Source organism: Aquirufa sp. A-Brett2-15D (assembly GCF_054558735.1).
This window is the reverse complement of sequence record NZ_JBSKFT010000003.1, coordinates 108,070-130,900: the sequence shown is the minus strand read 5'-3', so window position 1 is coordinate 130,900 and position 22,831 is coordinate 108,070. Positions and strand designations below refer to the sequence as shown.

22 protein-coding genes are annotated in these 22,831 nt (G+C 44.8%); 12 read left to right on the top strand and 10 right to left on the bottom strand.

Annotated elements, in window-relative coordinates; genetic code table 11:
• Positions 1–46 precede the first annotated feature (46 nt).
• Positions 47–2,065, top strand: a complete 2,019-nt coding sequence (gene uvrB, locus ACST14_RS08710) for an excinuclease ABC subunit UvrB (RefSeq protein WP_459462648.1) — start codon at positions 47–49, stop codon at positions 2,063–2,065.
• Here the strand turns inward: uvrB and ACST14_RS08705 are convergent.
• Positions 2,036–2,899, bottom strand: a complete 864-nt coding sequence (locus tag ACST14_RS08705) for a 5-oxoprolinase subunit C family protein (protein ID WP_459462646.1) — start codon at positions 2,897–2,899, stop codon at positions 2,036–2,038. The genes uvrB and ACST14_RS08705 overlap by 30 nt on opposite strands.
• Positions 2,896–3,525: a 5-oxoprolinase subunit PxpB gene (pxpB, locus tag ACST14_RS08700; protein WP_459462644.1), complete on the bottom strand. Its 630-nt coding sequence runs from the start codon at positions 3,523–3,525 to the stop codon at positions 2,896–2,898. Before pxpB ends, ACST14_RS08705 begins: the two co-directional genes overlap by 4 nt.
• A 48-nt stretch (positions 3,526–3,573) precedes the next feature.
• On the opposite strand from pxpB, the gene ACST14_RS08695 reads away from it, so the two are divergent.
• Together ACST14_RS08695 and ACST14_RS08690 are read left to right on the top strand one after the other, a co-directional pair.
• Complete coding sequence (locus ACST14_RS08695) at positions 3,574–4,389, top strand: DUF1684 domain-containing protein (RefSeq protein ID WP_459462642.1); 816 nt, start codon at positions 3,574–3,576, stop codon at positions 4,387–4,389.
• A 71-nt stretch (positions 4,390–4,460) separates the two neighbouring features.
• Complete coding sequence (locus ACST14_RS08690) at positions 4,461–6,737, top strand: ATP-dependent helicase (RefSeq protein ID WP_459462640.1); 2,277 nt, start codon at positions 4,461–4,463, stop codon at positions 6,735–6,737.
• 6 nt (positions 6,738–6,743) lie between these two features.
• Here ACST14_RS08690 and gldE read toward each other — a convergent pair whose 3' ends face one another.
• The 3 genes from gldE to mutY form a co-directional block, all read right to left on the bottom strand.
• On the bottom strand, positions 6,744–8,093 hold the full coding sequence (gene gldE, locus ACST14_RS08685; RefSeq protein WP_459462638.1) for a gliding motility-associated protein GldE: 1,350 nt from the start codon (positions 8,091–8,093) through the stop codon (positions 6,744–6,746).
• Positions 8,094–8,171: 78 nt separating this feature from the next.
• Positions 8,172–8,624 carry a single-stranded DNA-binding protein gene (locus tag ACST14_RS08680; RefSeq protein ID WP_459462636.1) on the bottom strand — a complete coding sequence of 151 codons (453 nt, stop codon included), beginning with the start codon at positions 8,622–8,624 and terminating at the stop codon, positions 8,172–8,174.
• A 48-nt stretch (positions 8,625–8,672) separates the two neighbouring features.
• Positions 8,673–9,728 carry an A/G-specific adenine glycosylase gene (mutY, locus tag ACST14_RS08675; RefSeq protein WP_459462634.1) on the bottom strand — a complete coding sequence of 352 codons (1,056 nt, stop codon included), beginning with the start codon at positions 9,726–9,728 and terminating at the stop codon, positions 8,673–8,675.
• A gap of 144 nt (positions 9,729–9,872) precedes the next feature.
• Here mutY and ACST14_RS08670 point away from each other — a divergent pair, with 144 nt between their 5' ends.
• From ACST14_RS08670 to rsmG, 5 genes are all read left to right on the top strand, one after another.
• A complete protein-coding gene (locus ACST14_RS08670) occupies positions 9,873–10,166 on the top strand; it encodes an HU family DNA-binding protein (protein ID WP_459462632.1) in 294 nt (97 codons plus the stop codon).
• A gap of 29 nt (positions 10,167–10,195) precedes the next feature.
• Positions 10,196–11,041 (top strand): tetratricopeptide repeat protein, encoded by an 846-nt coding sequence (locus ACST14_RS08665; protein ID WP_459462629.1) that lies wholly within the window; start codon positions 10,196–10,198, stop codon positions 11,039–11,041.
• A gap of 288 nt (positions 11,042–11,329) precedes the next feature.
• Positions 11,330–12,886: an Rne/Rng family ribonuclease gene (locus ACST14_RS08660; RefSeq protein WP_459462627.1), complete on the top strand. Its 1,557-nt coding sequence runs from the start codon at positions 11,330–11,332 to the stop codon at positions 12,884–12,886.
• On the top strand, positions 12,858–14,090 hold the full coding sequence (locus ACST14_RS08655; protein ID WP_459462625.1) for a tetratricopeptide repeat protein: 1,233 nt from the start codon (positions 12,858–12,860) through the stop codon (positions 14,088–14,090). The genes ACST14_RS08660 and ACST14_RS08655 overlap by 29 nt, the downstream gene beginning before the upstream one ends.
• A gap of 1 nt (position 14,091) precedes the next feature.
• A complete protein-coding gene (gene rsmG / locus ACST14_RS08650; RefSeq protein WP_459462623.1) occupies positions 14,092–14,718 on the top strand; it encodes a 16S rRNA (guanine(527)-N(7))-methyltransferase RsmG in 627 nt (208 codons plus the stop codon).
• A gap of 345 nt (positions 14,719–15,063) precedes the next feature.
• Here rsmG and ACST14_RS08645 read toward each other — a convergent pair whose 3' ends face one another.
• Positions 15,064–15,426: a LytR/AlgR family response regulator transcription factor gene (locus ACST14_RS08645; RefSeq protein WP_459462621.1), complete on the bottom strand. Its 363-nt coding sequence runs from the start codon at positions 15,424–15,426 to the stop codon at positions 15,064–15,066.
• A gap of 257 nt (positions 15,427–15,683) precedes the next feature.
• On the opposite strand from ACST14_RS08645, the gene ACST14_RS08640 reads away from it, so the two are divergent.
• Positions 15,684–16,655: an aldo/keto reductase gene (locus ACST14_RS08640; protein WP_459462619.1), complete on the top strand. Its 972-nt coding sequence runs from the start codon at positions 15,684–15,686 to the stop codon at positions 16,653–16,655.
• On the opposite strand, the gene ACST14_RS08635 is transcribed toward ACST14_RS08640, so the two are convergent.
• Entirely contained in the window at positions 16,636–17,316 is a 681-nt protein-coding gene (locus ACST14_RS08635) for a thioredoxin domain-containing protein (protein ID WP_459462617.1), read from the bottom strand. The genes ACST14_RS08640 and ACST14_RS08635 overlap by 20 nt on opposite strands.
• A 120-nt stretch (positions 17,317–17,436) precedes the next feature.
• Here ACST14_RS08635 and eno point away from each other — a divergent pair, with 120 nt between their 5' ends.
• Positions 17,437–18,714: a phosphopyruvate hydratase gene (gene eno / locus ACST14_RS08630; RefSeq protein ID WP_459462615.1), complete on the top strand. Its 1,278-nt coding sequence runs from the start codon at positions 17,437–17,439 to the stop codon at positions 18,712–18,714.
• A 10-nt stretch (positions 18,715–18,724) separates the two neighbouring features.
• Positions 18,725–19,045 (top strand): FtsB family cell division protein, encoded by a 321-nt coding sequence (locus ACST14_RS08625; protein ID WP_459462614.1) that lies wholly within the window; start codon positions 18,725–18,727, stop codon positions 19,043–19,045.
• A gap of 395 nt (positions 19,046–19,440) precedes the next feature.
• On the opposite strand, the gene gpmI is transcribed toward ACST14_RS08625, so the two are convergent.
• Positions 19,441–20,961, bottom strand: coding sequence for a 2,3-bisphosphoglycerate-independent phosphoglycerate mutase (gene gpmI / locus ACST14_RS08620; RefSeq protein WP_459462613.1), 1,521 nt, complete (start codon positions 20,959–20,961; stop codon positions 19,441–19,443).
• Between the two features lie 52 nt (positions 20,962–21,013).
• Positions 21,014–21,691, bottom strand: a complete 678-nt coding sequence (locus tag ACST14_RS08615; RefSeq protein WP_459462612.1) for an NAD-dependent epimerase/dehydratase family protein — start codon at positions 21,689–21,691, stop codon at positions 21,014–21,016.
• A gap of 26 nt (positions 21,692–21,717) precedes the next feature.
• Here ACST14_RS08615 and ACST14_RS08610 point away from each other — a divergent pair, with 26 nt between their 5' ends.
• On the top strand, positions 21,718–22,104 hold the full coding sequence (locus tag ACST14_RS08610; protein ID WP_459462611.1) for a Dabb family protein: 387 nt from the start codon (positions 21,718–21,720) through the stop codon (positions 22,102–22,104).
• A gap of 85 nt (positions 22,105–22,189) precedes the next feature.
• On the opposite strand, the gene ACST14_RS08605 is transcribed toward ACST14_RS08610, so the two are convergent.
• Positions 22,190–22,615: a hypothetical protein gene (locus ACST14_RS08605; RefSeq protein WP_459462609.1), complete on the bottom strand. Its 426-nt coding sequence runs from the start codon at positions 22,613–22,615 to the stop codon at positions 22,190–22,192.
• Positions 22,616–22,831: the final 216 nt, after the last annotated feature.

Here is a 22,831-nt window from a genome sequence, read left to right as displayed (position 1 = left end):
AGTATTTCCCTCCGAATTTTCCTCTCCATTATTCGTATATTTCGAGATGGATTTCAAACTGACCTCTTCTTACCAGCCTACCGGTGATCAACCCGAAGCGATTCGGCAATTAGTGGAGGGAATTAAGAAGCAGGAACCCGCCCAAACCCTGTTAGGAGTGACCGGTTCCGGAAAGACGTTTACGATTGCGAATGTGATCCAGCAGACGAATCGGCCTACGCTGATTTTGAGCCATAATAAGACCCTTGCCGCCCAATTATACGGGGAGTTCAAGCATTTCTTCCCTGAAAACGCGGTCGAATATTTCATCTCTTATTACGATTATTACCAGCCCGAGGCCTTCATCGCTTCCACGGGAACCTACATAGAAAAAGATCTCTCGATTAACCAGGAGATTGAAAAATTGCGTTTGGCGACGACCTCATCCTTGATGTCTGGCCGCCGCGACATCATTGTGATCGCCTCGGTTTCCTGCATTTATGGTATGGGAAATCCGGAGGAATACCGAAACTCCATTATGCGGGTGGCGGTAGGCGATACGATTTCACGCAACCAGTTTTTGTTCCGACTAGTAGAGATTTTATATGCTCGGACCGAAGGTGAATTCTTGCGCGGAACCTTCCGCGTGAAGGGCGACACGGTAGACATCTTTTTAGCGTATGCGGACTTCGGTTATCGCTTTGTATTTTTTGGCGATGAGATCGAGGAAATTCATCGCATCGATCCGTGGACGGGCAAGAAGATCTCTTCGGAGACTATGGTGGCCGTTTTCCCGGCGAATTTATTCGTCACGGGCCGCGACACCTTGAACAATGCCATCTCCCACATTCAGGAGGATTTAGTGAATCAGATCGCGTATTTCGGTCGCGAAGGACGCCTGACGGAGGCTGAACGTATTAAGCAACGGACGGAGTTTGACTTAGAAATGATGCGCGAACTCGGTTATTGCTCGGGTATCGAGAATTATTCCCGTTATTTTGACCAAAGAAAATCCGGTCAGCGCCCCTTCTGTCTTTTGGACTTCTTCCCTGACGACTTCTTAATGGTAGTAGACGAAAGCCACGCCTCCATGCCCCAAATCCGGGCCATGTACGGCGGCGACCGCTCCCGCAAAGAATCCTTAGTGGAATATGGTTTCCGCTTGCCATCGGCGATGGATAACCGACCCCTTAAATTTGAAGAATTCGAAGACGTCATCGGCCAAACCATTTTCGTCTCCGCCACCCCCTCCGACTACGAATTACGCCGATCAGAAGGAGTCGTGGTCGAACAGATTATTCGCCCGACCGGACTTTTGGATCCTTTAATCGAAGTGCGCCCCACGAAAAACCAAATCGATAATTTACTCGAGGAGGTCTACGATCGCATCAAGAAAAACGAGCGCGTCTTAATCACCACGTTGACGAAACGGATGGCGGAAGAACTCTCGAAATACCTCGACCGCGTAGGCGTAAAATGCCAGTACATTCACTCCGAAGTGAAAACCCTAGAACGTGTCGAAATTCTACGCAATTTGCGCTTAGGCGTCATCGACGTCTTAGTGGGGGTGAACTTGCTAAGGGAAGGTTTGGACTTACCGGAAGTTTCCTTGGTAGCTATTATGGATGCAGATAAAGAAGGATTCCTACGCGACATTCGTTCCTTGATTCAGACCATCGGTCGTGCCGCCCGTAACGAAAATGGTAAAGTATTAATGTACGGGGACAAGATTACGGGTTCGATGGAACTCGCGATCTCCGAAACGAATCGCCGCCGCGCCATACAAATGGCCTATAACGAGAAGCACGGAATTACGCCTAAAACTATTTGGCGTTCACACGACGAAATCATGGAGCAAACCTCCATCGCTGATCGCTTGGCCAAACCTACGAAAAACTACACGATTCATCCGGATCAAGCTCCAATTGCGGCCGATCCGCTGTTGGCTTATATGAAACCAGCAGAGCTGAAAAAGCAATCCGAAACCATTCGAAAAGAGATGGAGAAAGCGGCACGGGATCTCGATTTCCCATTAGCGGCGAGACTGCGCGACGAATTAGTGGTGATCGAATCGATGCTGGCTTAATTTCAAAGCACACACATTCCGCACTTGTTGCAAATAATTTTGTTGAAATATCCACTCATATTCCGCTGTCATCGGATCAGTTAAGGTGAAGCGGAGGCTTTCGCCAGGCCCCATTTGGGCTAAGCGAGGAAGATCGGCAGATATCACATGCGCGACGCGGGGATAGCCACCGGTTGTTTGATGCGCCGCCATTAATACCACGAGTTGACCGGACGGAAGTAATTGAATGGTTCCTGCAGTGACCGCAGAAGATAACATCGCGCCCGTGGAAACCATTTTTAAAGGAGCTTGAACGAGCTGATATCCCATTCGATTCGAGGTCGCCGAAATGGCAAAATCCTTACTTAATAAAGTCTGTTGCGAACAGGCTTTGATGTGGTCCCATTCCCGTCCGCACAGAATCCGAATGGGTTCTTTATCCGGTTCATTTTCAGGCCCCATCGACCAGGGCATGATTTTAGTGCGCGACACTTGTTCGTCCTTTAGTTCTCGGGAGGCAACGTAGACGCGCATGCCTGATACCGGCTTTTTACAAGTCAAAACCGTACCCTTCGGCACTTTAATCGGCTGATTCATTGGGACGGGGACGTCATCTAAACAGGTGCTAAAATTCGCTCCACAAATAGCGAGCAAAGTGCTCGTCTCGAATTCATACACACCTGCCGGGAAGTGCATCTCCAGCACCTTGTCATATAAATCATTGCCTACTAGGGCATTGGCTAATTGCAACGAAAATGTGTCCATGGCACCCCCAGGTGGAATTCCCTGATGTTGCAGGCCAAAGCTGGGAAGACTCTGCAGCGAATCAAATAAGCCTTTTTTCACATTTTTCATGAGCGCTGCGGGATAAAACGTACACGATCACCTGCTCTAAAGGTAGGAATCAGTTTCGTTCGGCCTATAATTTGCCAACCCCCTGGCGAGGCAAGGGGGTAAATGCCCGTTTGATTCCCCGCAAGACCAATGTCCCCCGGCGAGATATTCACTGGGGTTTCTTTGCGCGCCACGGTGATGCGCTCATCGGTGGTACCCATGTAGGCAAAGCCTGGTAAGAAGCCCAAAAAATAAACCTGGTATTCTTTTTCACTGTGAATGTGGATGATTTCCGCTTCGCTCAGTCCGCAGCAGGTGGCCACAAAAGCTAAATCGGGCCCTTCATACCAACAAGGAATTTTATGTAGACGACCTTCTGGGGTCGACGCTGAAAATGGTTCAGCTAATTTTTCTTCTATCAGCGTTTTCATCCCAGCTAAACCTTGAAAACGACTTGCCACATAGCCTAAATCAAAGACGATAGTCAGGCTCGTATAAGCGGGGATGAGGTCCAAAGTTCCAGGCAAGGGATTCGATTGGAATTGGTAAAATCGCCGAATCACCTCTTCATGGAATTCCATGCTGATTTCGTTCCCGAATTCGATCGTGATCGCAGTATCGCCTAGTTCGTAGATTTGAGGGTTCATGGGGTAAATTTCCGAGGTAATTTAGTATTTTTAGGCAAATATCCCCCTATGAAGAACACCCTATTTTTGCTCCTCACTCTCTTAGCGTTCACGGCGCGTTCTCAGGAGGATTATGCTGATTTTTATGCCAAAAGAGAAGCTTATCTCAAGTCCGAAACTGGCTGGTTGAATTTAGCGGGTTTGTTTTGGCTGAAAGAAGGAGAAAACACCATCGGTGGGGCGGAATCAAACGACTTTGTCTTTCCTCACGCGGAGGCCTCCTTAGGGAAGGTTCTTTTAAAAAATAATCAAGTAACTTATAATAATCAGGTGATCTTTCCCTACTCGGATGCAAAGCCTACACTTATTTCGCATCAATCGCTTCGCTGGTTTATCATTCAACGGGGGGAGAATTACGCGATTCGCTTGCGGGATTTAGAGGGAGAATACCTAAAAGCCTTTAATGGGATTGAATATTTTCCGGCAGATCCGAAATGGAAAATAAACGCCAAATTCATCCCCACCGCAGGCAAAAAGGTGACCATCATTGACATTACGGGGCGTTCTTACCAGGAAGATTCACCCGGATTATTGGAATTTACAATCGATGGGAAGACCTATCGCTTAGAGGCGGGTCCGGGGGAGACGAAGGAGGGTTTCTTTATCGTTTTTGGCGATGCTACAAATAAAAAATCAACCTATGGCGCCGGCCGTTTTATGGACACAAAAGGATTCAATCCGGACGGAACAGTTACGCTAGATTTCAATAAGGCCTATAATCCGCCCTGCGCCTTCACTCCTTTCGCGACTTGTCCCTTGCCTACGAAGGAAAATAAATTGACTTTAGCCATTCCTGCTGGCGAGAAAAATGCGGGGCACAACTAAAATGCAGGCCTACACTAAAATCCGGTGGTAATTTTGTATTTTTGAACCCTTTATTGATTACCCCAAAACACATGGATTACCTAGCTGGCCTGAACGAGCCTCAACGAAAAGCGGTCGAATATATTGATGGTCCTTTGATGATTATCGCCGGCGCCGGTTCTGGAAAGACCCGCGTGCTGACGTATCGCACGGCTCATTTGATTGAGACCGGTGTGGATCCATTTTCCATCCTACTTTTGACCTTTACGAATAAAGCGGCGGGCGAGATGCGTCATCGGATTGAAACGGTGATCGGGTCTGCGGCGAAGAACATTTGGATGGGTACTTTTCACTCGATTTTTGCCAAAATTCTTCGTTTCGAAGGCACCCGCCTCGGCTACACCTCGAACTTTTCTATTTACGATACGGATGATTCGAAGTCATTAATTCGCGCCCTCATTAAGGAGAAGAATTTAGACGATAAAATCTACAAAGTTAATTTAGTCTTGAACCGTATCTCGAATGCGAAGAACCGTTTGATCGGCCCGGCGCAATACACCGGATCGTCGATTTTATCAGAGGAAGATCGCCTGGCTCGCATTCCGGCGCTGGGGGAATTATATCAGTTATATTGTGCCCGTTGTTTTGCAGCGAATGCGATGGATTTTGATGATTTATTGTTCCAAACAAACATCCTCTTCCGAGATCATTTGGACGTATTGAATAAATACCAACACAAGTTCAAGCACGTGATGGTCGATGAGTTTCAAGACACCAATGTCTCCCAATATTTAATCACGAAGAAATTATCCGCGGTAAATCGCAACATCTGTGTGGTGGGCGATGACGCGCAGTCTATTTATGCTTTCCGCGGTGCGGATATCCAAAATATCCTCAACTTCGAGCGCGATTACTCGGATTTAATGACCATTAAATTAGAGGAGAATTACCGTTCCACGAAGGCGATTGTCGCCGTGGCGAATTCGATCATTTCCCGCAATAAAAATCAATTAAAGAAGGACGTCTTCACCTCGAACGAGGATGGAGATGATATCGAAATCATTCGTGCATCGAGTGATAACGAAGAAGGCCGCATGATCGCTTCGACGATTTTTGAGGCAGCTCAAAAAGAGAATTTAAAGTGGACGGACTTCGCCATTTTATACCGTACAAACGCCCAATCACGTTCTTTTGAAGAGGCCTTGCGCCGCTTAAATATCAAATACCGCATCATTGGAGGCGTTTCTTTCTACCAACGCAAGGAGATCAAGGACGTACTCGGTTATTTACGTTTTACAGTCAATCAAAACGATGAGGAGGCCTTCAAGCGCATTATCAACTTGCCTAAGCGGGGAATTGGTGATACGACCATCGCTAAAATCGTCGTAACCGCGGCGGAGAATAAGGTACCGGTTTGGGATATCGTTTCTAATATCGGGCAATTTAATGCGGCTCGCGGAAGCGCGGGAATTGATGCTTTTGCGGATTTGATTAAGTCCTTTAAGTTGATGGTGGAAGTAGAGCAGAAAGATGCTTACGAAGTAGCGAATCACGTGGCGAAGGCATCTGGTTTGATGCGGGAGTTGTACGAAGACAAGACGGTGGAGGGCTTAGCACGTTACCAAAACTTACAAGAATTACTCAATGCCATTAAATCCTTCGTGGACAATCCGGAGAACGAGGACAAATCCCTTTCGACTTTTTTGCAATCCGTTTCATTATTGACAAATGCCGATGCGGATGAAGATCCAGCGGATCGCGATAAGGTGACTTTGATGACGATTCACTCGGCGAAGGGGTTGGAATTCAATCGGGTCTTTTTAGTCGGGTTAGAGGAGGATTTATTTCCGTCCCAAATGATGTTGCAATCCCAGCAGGACCTCGAAGAAGAGCGCCGCTTGTTTTATGTGGCGGTCACTCGGGCAGAGAAGAAATTGATGATTTCTTATGCGGAATCACGTTACCAGTTTGGCCGTTTGAAGGCATGTGAACCGAGTCGTTTCTTGAATGAATTAGATCCTAATTTTGTGAAGATGGCGAAGCCGGCCGGCGCGCGAAAGGAAGTTTCCAGCTTCCGCCCCGTCCAAAAAACTGGGTTCAGCGCAAAGCCAGCTCCATCCGCGGCACAATTGATTCAAAAACCAACGACGAACACGAATTACCAGCACGTAGTTTCTACGAATTTCCAGGCGACTGATGCCTTAGCTCTAGCTGCCGGCCAAAAAGTCGAGCACGCTAAATTCGGTTTTGGCCTCATCAAACGCATTGATGTGAATGGCGCCGAGCGCAAAGCGGTAATTGATTTTGAAAAGGGTGTGGGCGAAAAAACGCTCTTGTTGAGCTTCGCGAAACTAATGATCGTTACCTAATTCGGCTTAGTTTTGTGAATCGTCTTGATCAGCCGCTGGCCTATGCGTCACGCGTACTTTCTTGATGCGGCGCGTATCCACAGATTGCACCTTGAAGTTGAAGTCTTCGAAATTAAGATCTTCCCCAGCACTCGGAATTCGACCAAAAAGTTCGATAATCAAACCTGCCAGCGATTCACTTTCACCTTTGGCCTTCTCGAAATAAGCCGCTTCCACCTCAAATACGCGGCAGAAATCGTTCAAGGAAGTCTTCGCCTCAAAGAGATACACATTTTCTGAAATTTTCTTGTAATCCGCCTCGACCTCATCGAACTCATCATTAATCTCTCCCACGATCTCTTCGATGATATCCTCCATCGTCACAAGTCCCTCGGTTTCTCCGTATTCATTCACAATGATGGCCATGTGCACCCTTTTCTCTTGGAAATCATAGAGTAAATCATCGATTTTCTTGTTTTCTGGAACAAAGAAAGGGCTGTGCAAAAGGGGTATCCAATCGAAATTCTCATCTTGATCGATGTGTTTCAACAAGTCTTTAATATAAAGAATTCCCTCGATTTTATCGATCGTCTCCTTGTAAACAGGCACACGAGAATAGCCATTCTTATTAATGAGGTCCATTAATTCGTGAAAATTCATGCTCGTATCGATAGCCACGATCTCTCGTCTTGCCTGCATCACCGATTTAACGGAAATATTCCCAAAATTCAGAATCCCCCGTAAAATATCTTTTTCCTGATCCGTCGTCGTCTCATCCGTCGTAATCTCTAGAGCTTGGTGTAATTCTTCAGACGTTAAGGTATAGGATTTCTTCTTCACCCGTTTCTCGATCAAACCCGAAATACCTAGCAATGCTTTCGATAGAGGCGAAAACACAAAACTCAGGAAGCTAATTAATGGGGCAGAATAGCGCGCAAAATTGACATTATTTTGCTGGGCCCATACTTTGGGAATTAATTCACCAAAAAACGTAATGATAAACGTCACCCCAAACAACAAAAACAAAGTCACCACTAAAGTCTCCATGGACTGTTGTCCCAGAATCATAGAGGTTAAATAATTAGCCAGCGTAATGAAAATAATATTGACAAAGTTGATGGAAATCAACAGAGTAGCCAGTAATTGTTGTGGTTTATCCAGTAATTGGCTGACCTTTTTCTCACTACTTAATTCACTCTCGCGTAGGCTAATGCGCTGGTCTGCATTTAAGGAAAAGAAGGCTACCTCTGAACCAGCTAAAACAGCCGACAGAAACAATAGAGCTACTAAAATGAAGGAAATAAACCCAATAGAACTCAGGCTAATGGAAGGCTCCAAAGCGAGTAATAATAGATTGGGTAAGGGGTCTGGGTCCATAAAGGGGGTGAACTTATCAATGCAAATTTACAAAAAAGGGAATACGAAAAGCGATATCCCCTTTTTTGTATCAAAAATTTAAAATGGAAGATCGTCTCCTTCTTCCATCATGGGCGGGAATGGATCGCTTTTCGTCTCCCCAGCTAAAACAGCTTCAGGCTTAGGTCTTTCGGCTGCCCCAGCTGCTGGCGCACCTTCATTACGGCCACCGATTAAATTAATAGAGGTCGCACGTACTTTATAACCACGTACGGTCGCGCCATTCTTATCTTGCCACTCTTCAGAACGAATTTTTCCTTCGATGTAGACTTGGTTTCCTTTTCGTAAATATTGTTCCGCGATGTTCGCTAGGTTATCCCAAAGCTCCACGCGATGCCATTCCGTTTGATCTACTCGTTGTCCATCCTTCCCCGTATAGGATTCAGAGGTAGCGATGTTAATATTCGCCACTTTCACGCCGCTAGGTAGTGCGCGAACTTCTGGGTCAGCACCTAAATTTCCTAGTAAAATAACTTTGTTTACTCCAGCCATAATGATTTGTTTTTTAAATGGTTAGCTCAGCAAGGCTCCTTGCATTGCCTAAAGGTACATGGGCGAAATGTCTTGTAAAATAGGACAATCTAAATTATCAGTTATTAGGTTCAAAAGCAAAACTGATTTTCCTTTGCTCTCGAAGTCTGAGGGGCTCATCCATCCGTATCCGGTTGGAATTTCCAACGCAAAATTATCAGGAACTTGAACATGCCAAGCATGGCAATGAATTTTTCGGTGACTTAAAAGATGCACCGGCGGGGACTTCAAGGCCTTGCGCGAAAAAGGCAGCCACTCTGCCGGATCTTCGATTAAATAGAACTCCCACAAACCCTTCCAAATACTATTTTCAGCCCGTTCACGTACTAAAAGCTGCCCATTTTGTTCGATGATTAAATAGTCCATCTGTATCTCTTTGACCTTCGTTTTCTTCGATTTCACCGGGAAATCAGTGACCCGATGCTCCTTATTTGACTGACAAAAAACAGCCAAAGGACAGACCGAACAATCCGGCGCAGGCGTACATTGCAAGGCACCAAATTCCATAATCGCCTGATTAAATCCAGCGGGATCCTGAGCAGGGATTAAAGATTGAGCGAGGGAAGTAAAAACACCCCGGGCGGCCGAAGACGCAATATCCGTTTCCACTGCGAACACGCGCGACAAAACTCGGAAGACATTTCCATCCACTACGGCTTTGGCCTCATCAAAAGCAAAAGACGCAATCGCCGCCGCCGTATAGGGACCTACACCCGGAAGCAAAATGATCTCCTCGTAAGTTGGTGGGAAAGTCCCCGCAAAATCCCGCATGATCAGCTGGGCGGCCTTCTGCAAATTTCGCGCACGAGAATAATAGCCTAAACCTTGCCAAAGCCGCAGCAAAGACGCCTCCGGTGCTTCAGCTAAATCCCGAACAGTAGGGAATTCAGCCAGCAATCGCTGATAATAAGGTAAACCCTGAGCTACACGCGTCTGCTGTAAGATGATTTCGGAAAGCCAAATCGCATACGGATCCCTCGTTTTACGCCAAGGCAACTCTCGCTGATGTTCAGCATACCAAGTAATAATGGTAGACGCAAAGGGGTGAATGGAGCTTTTCTGCATGGGTAAAATCAAATTTACGAAAAAAATCACCCTGAATTTGAAAGAATTTTTAGAGAATTGAGAGAAAAACGTTACTTTTGTGTCCCTTTTAAAGAGGGGGAATTGTAATTACCTAAGAATCATCATTTAATAAATTGAAGAAACGTGACAAAGGCAGATGTAATTGCTGAGATTACCAGCAAAACAGGAATTGATAAGAAAGATGTATCGGAAACGTTAGAATCTTTTTTCGAAGTAGTAAAAAATAATTTAGCGAATCAGGAGAACATTTATGTTCGCGGTTTTGGTAGCTTCATTAACAAAAAGAGAGCACAGAAGATTGCTCGTAATATTTCTAAAAATACAGCGATCACGATCGAAGCGCACTATGTGCCTAGCTTTAAACCAGCTAAAGTATTCGTGGAGCAAGTAAAAACTAGTACTGACCCCACTAAATAAGCTTTAGGGCTTAGAAAGGGTCTAGAAAAATGAAAAAAAACCTTTTGATCATTCTTCTGGTAGGACTAGGGATAAGCACCCTATTGTTTTCATTGCCGAAAGGTAATGTGGCGGGTAAGACACAAAATACTCCTGCGGGGGGCGCTAACCGAGACGCGGGTAGCGAAAAGACGGAAAAAGTCGCAGAAAAGGAAGAGCATGCTGCTCCCCTATCTTCAGCTCAGTTAAAAGAGATTTCTACGTTGAAATCCGCTTTTGCTGCTGCTAAGACAGATGCTTCTCAGGTGAAAGCCTTGGAAAATCTGATGCGGGCTTTTATGAATGCGAGTCACTATGATTCTGCTGCGGTTTTTGCAGCGAATTATGCGGATCAGCATCCCAGTTTGACGAACGTTCTACGTGCCGGTCAGCTCTACTTCGAAGCACAAACGTATGCTTTGAATGGACAGAAAGGTGGTAAAATGGGCGAGAAAGCAAGATTGTACTTCACGAAGGCTTTGGCCATCGATCCAAGTAATCTGCTGGTAAAATCGAACATGGCGATGACGTACGTAGATACACCCACTCCGATGAAGGGCATTACGCTACTTCGCGAAGTGATTGAACAAGAGCCCACGTTTGTGCCAGCCTTGTTTAATTTAGGGATATTATCGATTAAATCGAATCAGTTTGGCAAAGGCCAAGAACGATTCACCCAGATATTGAAGCTGGAGCCTAATAACCATAAAGCCGCGTTAAATCTCGGTTTTTGTTTAGCCCAGTTAGATAAAAAAGAAGAGGCTGAGAAAGTCCTGAAGCGTGTTTTAGAGCAATCTAAGGATGCAGAGGAGCAGAAGGCCGCTAAAGAGTTGCTTGCAGAAATGCAGGAGCATTAGAGGTTGAAAATCAACTTCGTATAGTATTTAACACATTAATTCTTAACATTATGCCTTGCGGTAAAAAAAGAAAACGTCACAAGATTTCCACTCACAAAAGAAAGAAACGTCTTCGTAAGAATCGTCATAAGAAGAAATAGTCTTCGTAAATCCACTTTCCAGATGGGAAATGTATTTAGGTAACGCAGGAACAGGCATTTTTCGAAATGGCCTGTTTTTGGCGTTTATTTTAATTATCTTTAGACTATATGGGCCAATGGCCCTGTACCATTCTTCTCGACATAAATTGTGAGCAATGAATTAATCATTAATTCGACTCCCAAGGGGGATCGAATAGCCCTTTTGCATGACAAAAGGATAGTAGAGTACCATATTGAACAGTCTGAACCACAGTTTTCCGTAGGGGATATTTACCTCGGAACGGTTAAAAAATTGGTTTCAGGACTGAACGCCGCTTTTATTGACATTGGTTATGAAAAGGATGCATTCTTGCATTACCATGACCTAGGACCTAATTTGCCTACCCTGCAGAAGTTTACGCGGGAGGTAATGACGAAGAAAAGTAAAGTCATTCGTTTAGAGAACTTCAAGCTTGAGCCCGAAATTGATAAATTAGGGAAGATCGAGAAAGCGGTTCAAAAAGGACATTTGGCTTTAGTTCAAGTCGTTAAGGAACCTATTTCAACTAAAGGCCCTCGTTTATCTTGCGATATTTCCATCGCAGGTCGTTTCCTTGTTTTAGTTCCTTTTGCAAACGGTGTGAATATCTCGAAAAAGATCACCTCGAAAGCGGAACGCAATCGCCTTCAAAAGCTAATGACCTCGATTAAGCCGAAAAATTACGGTGTAATCGTGCGTACCGTGGCTGAAGGTAAAGCGGTGGAAGAAATGGAGCGCGACCTGAAGGATTCGATCGCTAAGTGGGAGGAAGGTCTTGTGAAATTAGTCGATGCGAAAGCTGGAGACAGAATTATCGGTGAAATGAGCCGTGCAACTTCGATGTTGCGCGACCTCTTGAACAATGATTTTGATAATGTCATCGTTGATACACCTGAATTGTATAATGAGGCAAAAGGCTATGTACACAATGTCGCTCCTGAAAAGGAGAAGATTGTTAAGCTACACCAAAGCAAAACCAAGTTATTCGAGCAATTAGGCATTGAAAAGCAATTGAAAATGCTTTTTGGCCGTTCGGTATCTTTGCCTGGTGGTGGATATTTAATCGTGGAACACACGGAAGCATTGCACGTGATCGACGTGAATTCGGGAAATAAATCGAATTCAGAGGATGATCAAGAAGCGACGGCCTTAAGTGTGAACCGGGAAGCTGCGAAAGAAGTAGCTCGCCAATTACGTCTTCGTGATATGGGCGGTATTATTGTGATCGACTTCATTGATATGAAGCGAGCGGAGAACCGTAAGTTAATTCAGGACATCATGCGCGATGAAATGCGTGGAGATCGTTCGAAGTACACCATTTTACCTTTGACGAAGTTTGGCTTGATGCAGATTACGCGTCAGCGTGTGCGTCCAGAGATGAACGTAGCCACGCATGAAACCTGTCCTAGCTGCGGCGGAACGGGTAGCATTACGGCGAGTATAGCGGTTTCAGACATTGTTGAACAGCATTTGGAACATTTGTTGACGAAGCAAAACGAGAAGAAATTGACACTTTTAGTGCATCCTTTCTTGAGTGCGTATTTCACCAAAGGCTTCCCTTCCATTCGCATGAACTGGTTCTTGCAATACAAGACCTGGATTACGATTATGGAAGATTCCTCATTTGGCATAACAGAATTTAAATTCTTAAACCAAAATGGAGATCAAATTGAGATATCATCTTAGATTTTTAGCCTGTATTTTCGGCCTTCTTCTACCTTCATTCGATTCGAATGCGCAATGGTGGAAGAAGGCGGATGAGGCGGAGAAGGAGCGATCTAAAGGGATGCTTTTACTCACTACCGAAGTTCAGACGGAGGCTACTTTGGCCATCAACCAGATGTATAACTTCCACTTTCCGGAAGCTGAACGCGAATTCAATTATTTAAAGATTAAGTACCCACAGCACCCGCTGCCTGATTTCTTGTTAGGCCTGATGCAATGGTGGAAAATTGTGCCTAATACGAGGAGCGAGGTTTATGACAATCGTTTGATTGAATATATGGACCAAAGTATCTCCAAGGCCGAAAAAATCTACGACGAAACCGAAAACCCCGAAGCAGCCTTTTTCATGGCTGCCGCCTACGCCTTTAAAGGACGTCTTCATGCAGAACGCAAGCACTGGACGCGCGCCACTTTGGCCGCCAAAAACGCCCTTAAATACCTCGAATACTCCCGCAATTTCGCCGATTTCAGCCCCGAACTCATGTTCGGCGACGGACTTTATAATTATTATTACTTCTTCATTAAGCAGAATTTCCCCCTTTTAAGACCCGTCTTATGGCTATTCCCTAAGGCCAACAAAACCCAGGGAATCGCCCAATTAGAAAAGGTTTCCTACCAAGCCTTCTACACTCGAACCGAAGCTCGTTATTTCCTTCTGCAGATTTACGGCATGGAAAACATGAACGAAAAGGCCTACGGAATGGCGAAATACACCTACGAAACATTCCCAGACAACCCCTATTTCCATCGAGCCTTTGCACGTTCAGCCTACATGAATGGAAATATTAATGAAGCATCGTCCCTTTCTAAAGAAATTCTGCGCCGCATCGAACAGCACCAAGTAGGTTACGAAGCAACCTCAGGCCGCTATGCCAGCTATATTTTAGGCTATTACGCCCTATATGTCTACCGAAACCAGGCCGAAGCCATGGCCTATTTCAAACAGTGCATGGCCTTCTCTAAAGAAACCGATGCCACCGATTCCGGCTATTACTGGGCATCTGTCCTAGGATTAGCACGCATCTCCTTCCAACAACAACAGTATGACGAGGCCGTAGACTTCTGCAAGGAAGTATTAGAAAACGCAGAAAAGAAGTCAGCACAATATACAGAGGCCAAAAAATTGCTTTCAGAATCCAAGAAAGCCAGACGCAAAAAACGATAACATGAAAGCAGACATCATCAAAAAACATTTCCCTTCCATCACGGATCAGCAATTAGCCCAATTCGAGCAATTGTTTCCTTTATATGCGGAGTGGAATGAGAAAATTAATGTCATATCTCGCAAGGATATTGATAATTTGATGTTGCACCACGTATTACACTCTTTGTCCATCGCTAAATTCATCGATTTCAAACCAGGCACCGAGATTTTAGATGTGGGAACCGGCGGCGGATTTCCAGGCATTCCCTTGGCGATCCTATTCCCCGAAGTGAATTTTCACCTAGTGGATAGCATCGGGAAGAAGATCAAAGTCGTTCAAGGCGTTGCTGAAGCCCTTGGTTTGCAGAATGTGCAAGCCACGCATGGCCGCGCCGAAGACATCGATGGCGAATTCGAATTCATCGTTTCTCGCGCCGTTACCCGTCTGTTGCCTTTCTACGGCTGGGTGAAAAAGAAGATCAGCCCGAATAGTTACCACGACCTGCAGAACGGTCTTTTGTTTTTGAAAGGCGGGGACTTAAAGGAGGAATTACAAGAACTGGAGCGAAAGCATAAGGTGTTTCATCTTTCCAAAAATTTTAAGGACGAGTTCTTTGCAACAAAGAAGTTAGTGCATGTCGCGGTATAGCTGCTGCGCAGCAGTCGCTAGTCACTAGTCCGGAGGGAATGAGTCCGGAGGGTGGGCAGTCTCTAGTCGATAGTCCGGAGGGAATGAGTCCGGAGGTTGATGGCTTTTTGCTTTGGTCTTTGATCTTTGAATTTTGACACAATCTGTCAATTCCTGAAAAAGCCATTTATACTTTTAGACTTTATCTCACACATTATTGGGCGTGAAGCCCTGAGAGGCACAATACTTAAATCCCACTATACGATTCGCCGAGGGCGACATTTTGACTAAGCGACGAAGTCGCGACTAAGATGCAAAGCATCGACTAAGTCCGAAGGACGACTAAATCGCGAAGCGATGACTAAGTCACGAAGTGACGACCTGCCGCTCCGCGGCTCTAAACAACTCCTTCAACGGTTTGATCTGCCTACGCGAGATAGTCACTTGGTGATCGTTAACTAATTTGATAATTTTGTGAATATTAAAATCAATGGCCAGAATGGCATTCATATTGATTATGGAAGACTTGGAAGGACGAATAAACCCTCTTTCTATAAGGAAGGATTCGAAGTATTTCAGGGTTCTACAAGAAATAATTTTGCTGCCGTCATTCAAATGAAATTTGGAATAATTACCTTCACCCTCTAGCCGAAGGATGTCTTTTATGCAAATGCTTTGATCGCCTAATGAAAGCGAGCAGTTTTGTTCATTCTTAATGGTTAACGTCATAATAGTAGAGCAGTTAGTACGTCAAATCTACGGCCTATCATTACAGATAATGACAATAATTAGGTTATTTGCGTTATTGACTATTATTGCATTTATTTCATTGATTAACCGGTTAATATATAATAGGTTACATATATTATATTAGCAAATCATGTAGAAATGGCATCTGATTGTTTACTAATATTTAAGATATCACGTACTTAACGGTACAGAGGTAAGGGATTTTTTACTTAATTTTCGAATAATAAAATAGAAAAATGAATACAAGACGATTTGGCCGGACAGGCTGGCAGGTGAGTGAAGTGGGATATGGCATGTGGGGATTAGCTGGATGGACTGGCTCTGATGTGGAGGAAGTAAATAAATCGTTGGATCGTTCAGTAGAACTGGGCTGTAACTTTTTTGACACCGCTTGGGGATATGCAGAAGGTAAGTCGGAGGAAATCCTAGGGGGTCTTTTGAAGCGTCATAAAGAAACCACCTTATATGCGGCGACGAAGATTCCGCCCAAAAATTTTACTTGGCCATCAAAGCCACATTTTTATATCGAAGATTGCTTCCCGGCTGATCATATCGTGGAATACACGGAAAAAAGTTTGCGTAACATGAAAGTGGAGCAAATTGATTTGCAGCAGTTCCATGTTTGGGAAGATGCCTGGGCTGATCGTGATGAGTGGAAGATGGCGGTGGAGAAATTAACTAAAGAAGGAAAAGTAGCTCATTGGGGTGTGTCGGTGAATCGCTGGGAGCCGAATAATTGTTTGAACACCTTAGAAACAGGTTTGATATCTTCGGTGCAGGTGATTTATAATATTTTTGACCAAAATCCAGAAGACCAATTATTTCCTCTTTGCAAGAAATTAGACGTGGGTGTGATTGCGCGCGTTCCTTTTGATGAGGGAAGTTTGACAGGTTTGATGACTTATGACACGACATTCCCTGCGAATGATTGGCGTTCGACGTATTTCGTTCCAGAGAATTTGATTTCGAGTGTGGATCACGCAAATGCGTTGAAACCGCTTGTTCCTGAGGGAATGGATTTACCGGAAGTGGCTTTACGTTTCATCCTGTCAAATCCAGATGTGGGTACGATCATTCCGGGCATGCGTAAGATTAAGCACGTGGAAAGTAATACCGCTACTTCAGATGGACAGGGTTTATCAAATGATTTAGTTGAAGAGTTGCGCGCGCACCGCTGGGAGCGTCAGCCTACTTCTTGGTCGCAGTAAAAAGTTCTTTTAACGCGGCCTCTTCCCGGAATCCCGATGTTTTAGTGATCAACTCCCCTTTAGAGAAGACGATGAAACTCGGGATTTCGTCTATTCCGTAGGCCTGCATGATGGCTTGGTTGCCGTCTGCTTCGACCTTTAAAACGGTCACGACGCCTTTGAATTCTTCCGCTAATTTATCGACGATGGGCATCATTTTGAGGCAAGGGGCGCACCATTTGGCATAAAAATCGACCACGACGGCGTCTGATGAGGCGATTTCTTTTTTGAAGTCTGCCAAATTCCAAGCCGCATCATGCTTCACATCAGGCACACCCTCTAATGGTTTCATCCGAGTCGTCCACTTTAAATAACCCCCTTTCATTTCCGTCACTTGGAAACCTGCCGCGCGCATTTGCTCTGCTGCTTGTGCGGAACGTCCGCCTGAAAGACAATAGATTAGGACGGGCTTATCTTTGGATAATTGGGCCACCTTCGCGCTGAAATCGGCGGAGCGAAAGTCGATGTTCATCGCCTTTGGCAAATGTCCTCCACCAAATTCCCCCGTAGTCCGGACGTCCAGCAAATAAGCGTTCGGCGTCTCTTTGATCTTCTTTTCAAAAGCGTCAACGTCCACATTTTGTGCGAAAGCGTTGAGGCTCAGTAGTAATACGATGGCCATTACAAGGCAACTCGAAATACATTTTATCATCTGATAATACGGAATTAGGCAAAAAAGCGTTAATTTGCAGTTCAATTTAGGCAATAATCTTAATTCTTTAATCAAAATAAATATAATACGATGAGTGCAATACAGTATGTACACGCAAGACAAATTTTAGATTCACGCGGAAACCCAACAATTGAGGTGGACATTAAGACCGAAGACGGTGCTTTTGGACGTGCAGCAGTTCCATCTGGAGCTTCTACAGGTATTCACGAGGCAGTAGAACTTCGTGATGAAGACAAATCAGTTTACGTAGGAAAGGGTGTTTTAAAGGCTGTTGAGAATGTAAATACGACGATTGCAGAAGAACTTTGGGGTTTAGAAGTGTCTGAACAAAACATGATCGATAACATCATGATTGAATTAGACGGAACGCCAAACAAGAGTAAATTGGGCGCAAATGCGATTTTAGGCGTTTCTTTAGCAGTAGCTAAAGCAGCAGCACAAGAAGCAGGCTTATCTTTATACCGCTACATCGGCGGTGTAAACGCAAATACTTTACCAGTTCCGATGATGAACATCTTAAACGGTGGTTCTCATGCGGATAACTCGATTGACTTCCAAGAATTCATGGTTATGCCAGCGAAAGCGGAGTCATTCTCTCACGCATTACGTATGGGTACGGAAGTTTTCCACGCATTGAAAGGTGTGTTGAAGTCCAAAGGATATTCCACTAACGTAGGTGACGAAGGTGGTTTTGCACCGAACATCAAGTCGAACGAAGAAGCCATCGAAATCGTTTTACAATCTATCGAAAAAGCAGGTTACAAGCCAGGCGAAGAAATCTTCATCGCGATGGATGCTGCTGCATCTGAATTCTACGATGAGAAAACAGGACTATACACGTTCAAAAAATCTGACGGCAAGCAATTGAACTCTATGGAGATGGCTGCTTACTGGAAGACTTGGGCTGACAAATACCCAATCATCTCGATCGAAGACGGTATGGCGGAAGACGATTGGGCAGGTTGGGCTGAGCAAACTAAATTGATCGGTTCTAAATGCCAGTTAGTAGGCGACGATTTATTCGTAACGAACGTGAAGCGTTTACAACAAGGTATCGACAAAGGCGTTGCAAATGCAGTGTTAGTGAAGGTAAACCAAATCGGTTCATTAACTGAAACGATTGATACGGTGAACTTAGCAAAACGCAATTCTTACAAAAACATCATGTCACACCGTTCAGGAGAGACCGAAGATGCGACCATTGCTGACTTAGCAGTAGCATTGAACACAGGCCAAATCAAAACTGGTTCTGCCTCTCGTTCTGATCGTATGGCTAAATACAACCAATTGCTTCGCATTGAGGAGGAATTAGGGGCTAACGCTTATTTCCCAGGTTTGAATTTCTAATTCTATTTCTATGCTCGATCGCGTTCGTAGTCTATTTTTAGGGCCAAATCGTTTCTATTACATCTCCACCTGCGTTTTGTTGGTTTGGATGTTTTTACTAGACAATAACGATTTATCCGTTCAATATAGACTTTACACAGAGCTAGCAGATTTGAAAACAGAGCACGAATATTATCGGCACAAGTTAAAAGAGCTGAAACAGGAACGCGCTGCCGTGATGGGAAATCCAGCGTTATTAGAAAAATACGCTCGAGAGAAATATTTTATGAAGCGTCCATCAGAGGATGTCTTTGTGATTGTTGATCAAGAGAATCAGCCGATTGAAAAATAGAAGAAGCCCGGCGCGCAGCGCTGGGCTTCTTCTATTTCAAAGAGCAAAGAGCAAAGTTCAAAGGAGCCTTCGGCTTAAAGCACAAAGCATAAAGCACAAAGCATAAAGCACAAAGAATAAAGTTGGTTTCGCCTTTGGCGAATCGTATAGTGGATTTAGCCTAACCTGCCTCTATATGCCCCAAACCCAATAGTGTGTGAAATAAAGGCTAAAAGTATAAATGGCTTTTTCAGGAATTGACAGATGTTGTCAACACGCGAAAAAGCCATTTAGTACTTTGAAAGTATTTTAACCTATTTCTGCTCTAGGAACGTCTCAAGGCACCTTCGGACTAAGCGACGCAGTCGCGACTAAGTCCCGCAGGGACGACTCATTGACTCGCCGCGCAGCGGCGACTAGAATAACGCCACCCCCGTCATCTCTTTCGGTTGTGCCACACCCATTAGTTTCAAGATAGTAGGAGAAACATCCCCTAATTTACCATCACGAAGCGTCGGTTTAAAGTCGTTATCTACCAAAATACAAGGAACCAAATTCGTAGAGTGCGCCGTGTTAGGTGAACCATCTTCGTTCATCATCACGTCAGCGTTACCGTGGTCAGCAATGATGATGAAGGAATAGCCGTGTGCTAGACCCGCGGTTACCACTGCCTCAGCACAAGCGTCAACTGTTTCTACCGCTTTGACTACCGCAGAGAAAACACCCGTGTGGCCCACCATGTCAGGATTAGCGAAGTTTAAGCAAACGAAGTCTACCTCCTCTTTTTCTAGTTCAGGGATCAACGCATCGCGAAGATCTGCAGCAGACATTTCGGGTTGAAGATCGTAGGTGGCGACTTTTGGAGAGTTGCGTAGAATATTTTGTTGTCCTGTAAAAAGGGCCTCGCGGCCACCGGAGAAGAAGAAAGTGACGTGTGGGTATTTTTCGGTTTCGGCGATGCGAATTTGTTTTTTGCCATCGCCCTCTAATACTTCACCCATCGTCATGGGAAGGTTGGAGTCGTTGAAGATGACGTGGACGTTTTGGAACTCTTTATCGTATTCCGTCATCGTCAAGTAGTACAAATTCAATTTGTGCATATTTTCCTCGTGGAAATCACGCTGCGTCAAAGCCTGTGTAATCTCGCGACCACGGTCGGTGCGGAAATTGAAGCAGATCACCACGTCGCCCTCTTGAATATTTCCGATAGGAGCACCAGCGGCATCCGTCATGATGATCGGGTGGATGAATTCGTCGGTTACACCAGCAGCGTAGCTCGCTTCGATGGATTTCAGCACATCGGCAGAAGGATTTCCTTCGCCGTGGACCATCGCTTTGTAGGCCAAAGCCACCCGCTCCCAGCGATTATCGCGGTCCATCGCATAGTAACGACCCGTTACAGAGGCGATTTGCGTGTTGGTTTTTAAAGTATGATTATATAAATCGGTCATGAATTTGAGACCTGATTTGGGATCCGTATCACGACCATCTGTGAAAGCGTGGACGAAAACTTTGCCCAAACCTGCCTCTGACGCAGTCGAAAGCAAAGATTTCAAGTGCTCGATATGTGCGTGAACGCCGCCATCGGACACGAGGCCCATGAAGTGAACGGACTTGTTATTCGCTTTCGCATAGTCGAATGCCTTCGCTAGTTCAGGCTCTTGGCCCAAGGTATTTTCTGTGACAGCTTTGTTGATGCGAACGAGGTTTTGGTAGACCACGCGGCCCGCACCTAAGTTCATGTGGCCGACTTCGGAGTTGCCCATTTGGCCCTCTGGTAAACCCACCGCTATGCCGGACGCCTCTAATTTCGAGTGCGCATATTTGTCATAAAGCGAAGAGATAAATGGCGTTTTCGCCGCGTCGATAGCGGAAACTTTGGGGTTTGTTGCGATGCCCCAGCCATCTAAGATCATTAAAACTACTTTCTTATCCATTCTTAATTGTATTACATTTTGGCCTAAAATTACCCATTTCTAAGCAATTACCCTATATTCTGTGTTTCATTTGTTCTGCCAAAACCTTAATATCCACCACCTCTATCGTCTTATTTTCCACCGGAAAGGCAGAAACCTCGATCATCGCTTTGGCTAATTCTTCCAAAGTCGACGCCGTCTTACCCGCCACCAATAACAATATCGGATAGATCCAATTGACATATTTATAGTATTTCAAGGTGAATTTATTTCCCTTCATCGGCTCCAAATACCCCGGCCTAAATGCATAGGCATCCCGAAAGCCCATTTTCTTGAGGTCATTTTCAGTCTTCCCCTTCACCCTCGCCCACATAATTGAACCCTTCTCCGTGCTATCCGTGGACATCCCGGAAATATAGCTGAAGCTTATGTGTTTTGGCATTTGGGCCGCAAAACCCAATGTTAAGTCATAGGTCTTGCGCCTAAACTCCTCCTCCTTCATCCCCACGGACGAAACTCCTAGGCAAAAAAGACAAGCATCGTAGTCTTTCACGACTTCTTTGATCTCCTCCGGTTGATAAAAATCAGATAAGAAATACTCTTTTAATTTCGGATGCGAATGCCCAGACGGCTTGCGACTAATCGCCAAAACCTCACTAACAAAAGGCGACCGCAACGCCTCCAGCATCACGCCCTCGCCCACCATACCGGTCACCCCGGTCACAATAACTTTGATTTGTGGAATTTCCATCGTAGAATTGAAAAAATATTAAACCTATGTCTACCTCCCGCCGCGACTTTATCGCTTTAGCCTCGACTTTGCCCTTTGTGGCCTCTGCTGAATCCACTACGAAAATGACTTTTATACATCATGTGTTGTTTTGGGCCAAAAACCCTGCTTCCACCACCGAAACCGATCAACTCTTCCGCGCCCTAAAATCCTTAGGAACACTCCCAATGATCGCCTCAGCCCACGTAGGCAAGCCAATCGTCACGGATTTTGACAAACCCGTAACAGAAGCAAGTTACACCTTTTCAGTGGTCCTAGTTTTCGACAGCGCCGAAAAAGAGAAGGAATACTTGCATCACCCACTGCACATGAAGTTCATTGATGAGAACAAGCACCTTTGGGGAAAAGTTCAGGTGATAGATTCGCTTGCGTAGCAAGTCGCGACGACTGCGTCGAAGTCATCGCTGCGCGATTTAGTCACGACTGTGTCGTTTAGTCGTCCTGCGGACTTAGTCAAATTTATCTTTTGATAAATATCATAACTACGGCTATAGTCACCGACATTTGGCCGACCCAGAAAATAAACATCCATTTCAAATTGTCGGCTTTGAATTCAGAAATGGAAATTTCAAGTTTATTGATTTTTTCGGAGAGACTTGTTTCTAACTTGTTTGTTCGATCAATGCTATTTGAATCTATTTGATTCATTTTTTCAAAGAGACTTATTCCTAAATTATTTGTTCGATCAATGCTATTTATATCTAGTTTATTGATTTTTTCGGTGAATCCGAAAAGTTTTTGATCCAAGTATTCTTTCGTCACCAGATTTTCGAATCGGTGATCTTGCAGTTCGTGAATACTCGATACAAAGTCCATTGCGTCGGTGTCGTTCAGGTGCAATTTAGCACGAGCTAAATCGTATAATTTGATGTTTAGTGGTTGCATGGATAAATGTATGCTTTATTGGCTGTAAAGCAACTTTAAAAACTGATAATTTAGTCGCGACTCTGTCGCTTAGTCGTCACTTCGTGACTTGGTCGCCTCCGGCTTAGTCATCGCTTCGCAATCTGGTCTTTGAACTTTGGACTTTGAATTTTGACAAAAACTGTCAATACCTGAAAAAGCCAGTTGGCCCCTTGAACATATTTCATCACAATAGTG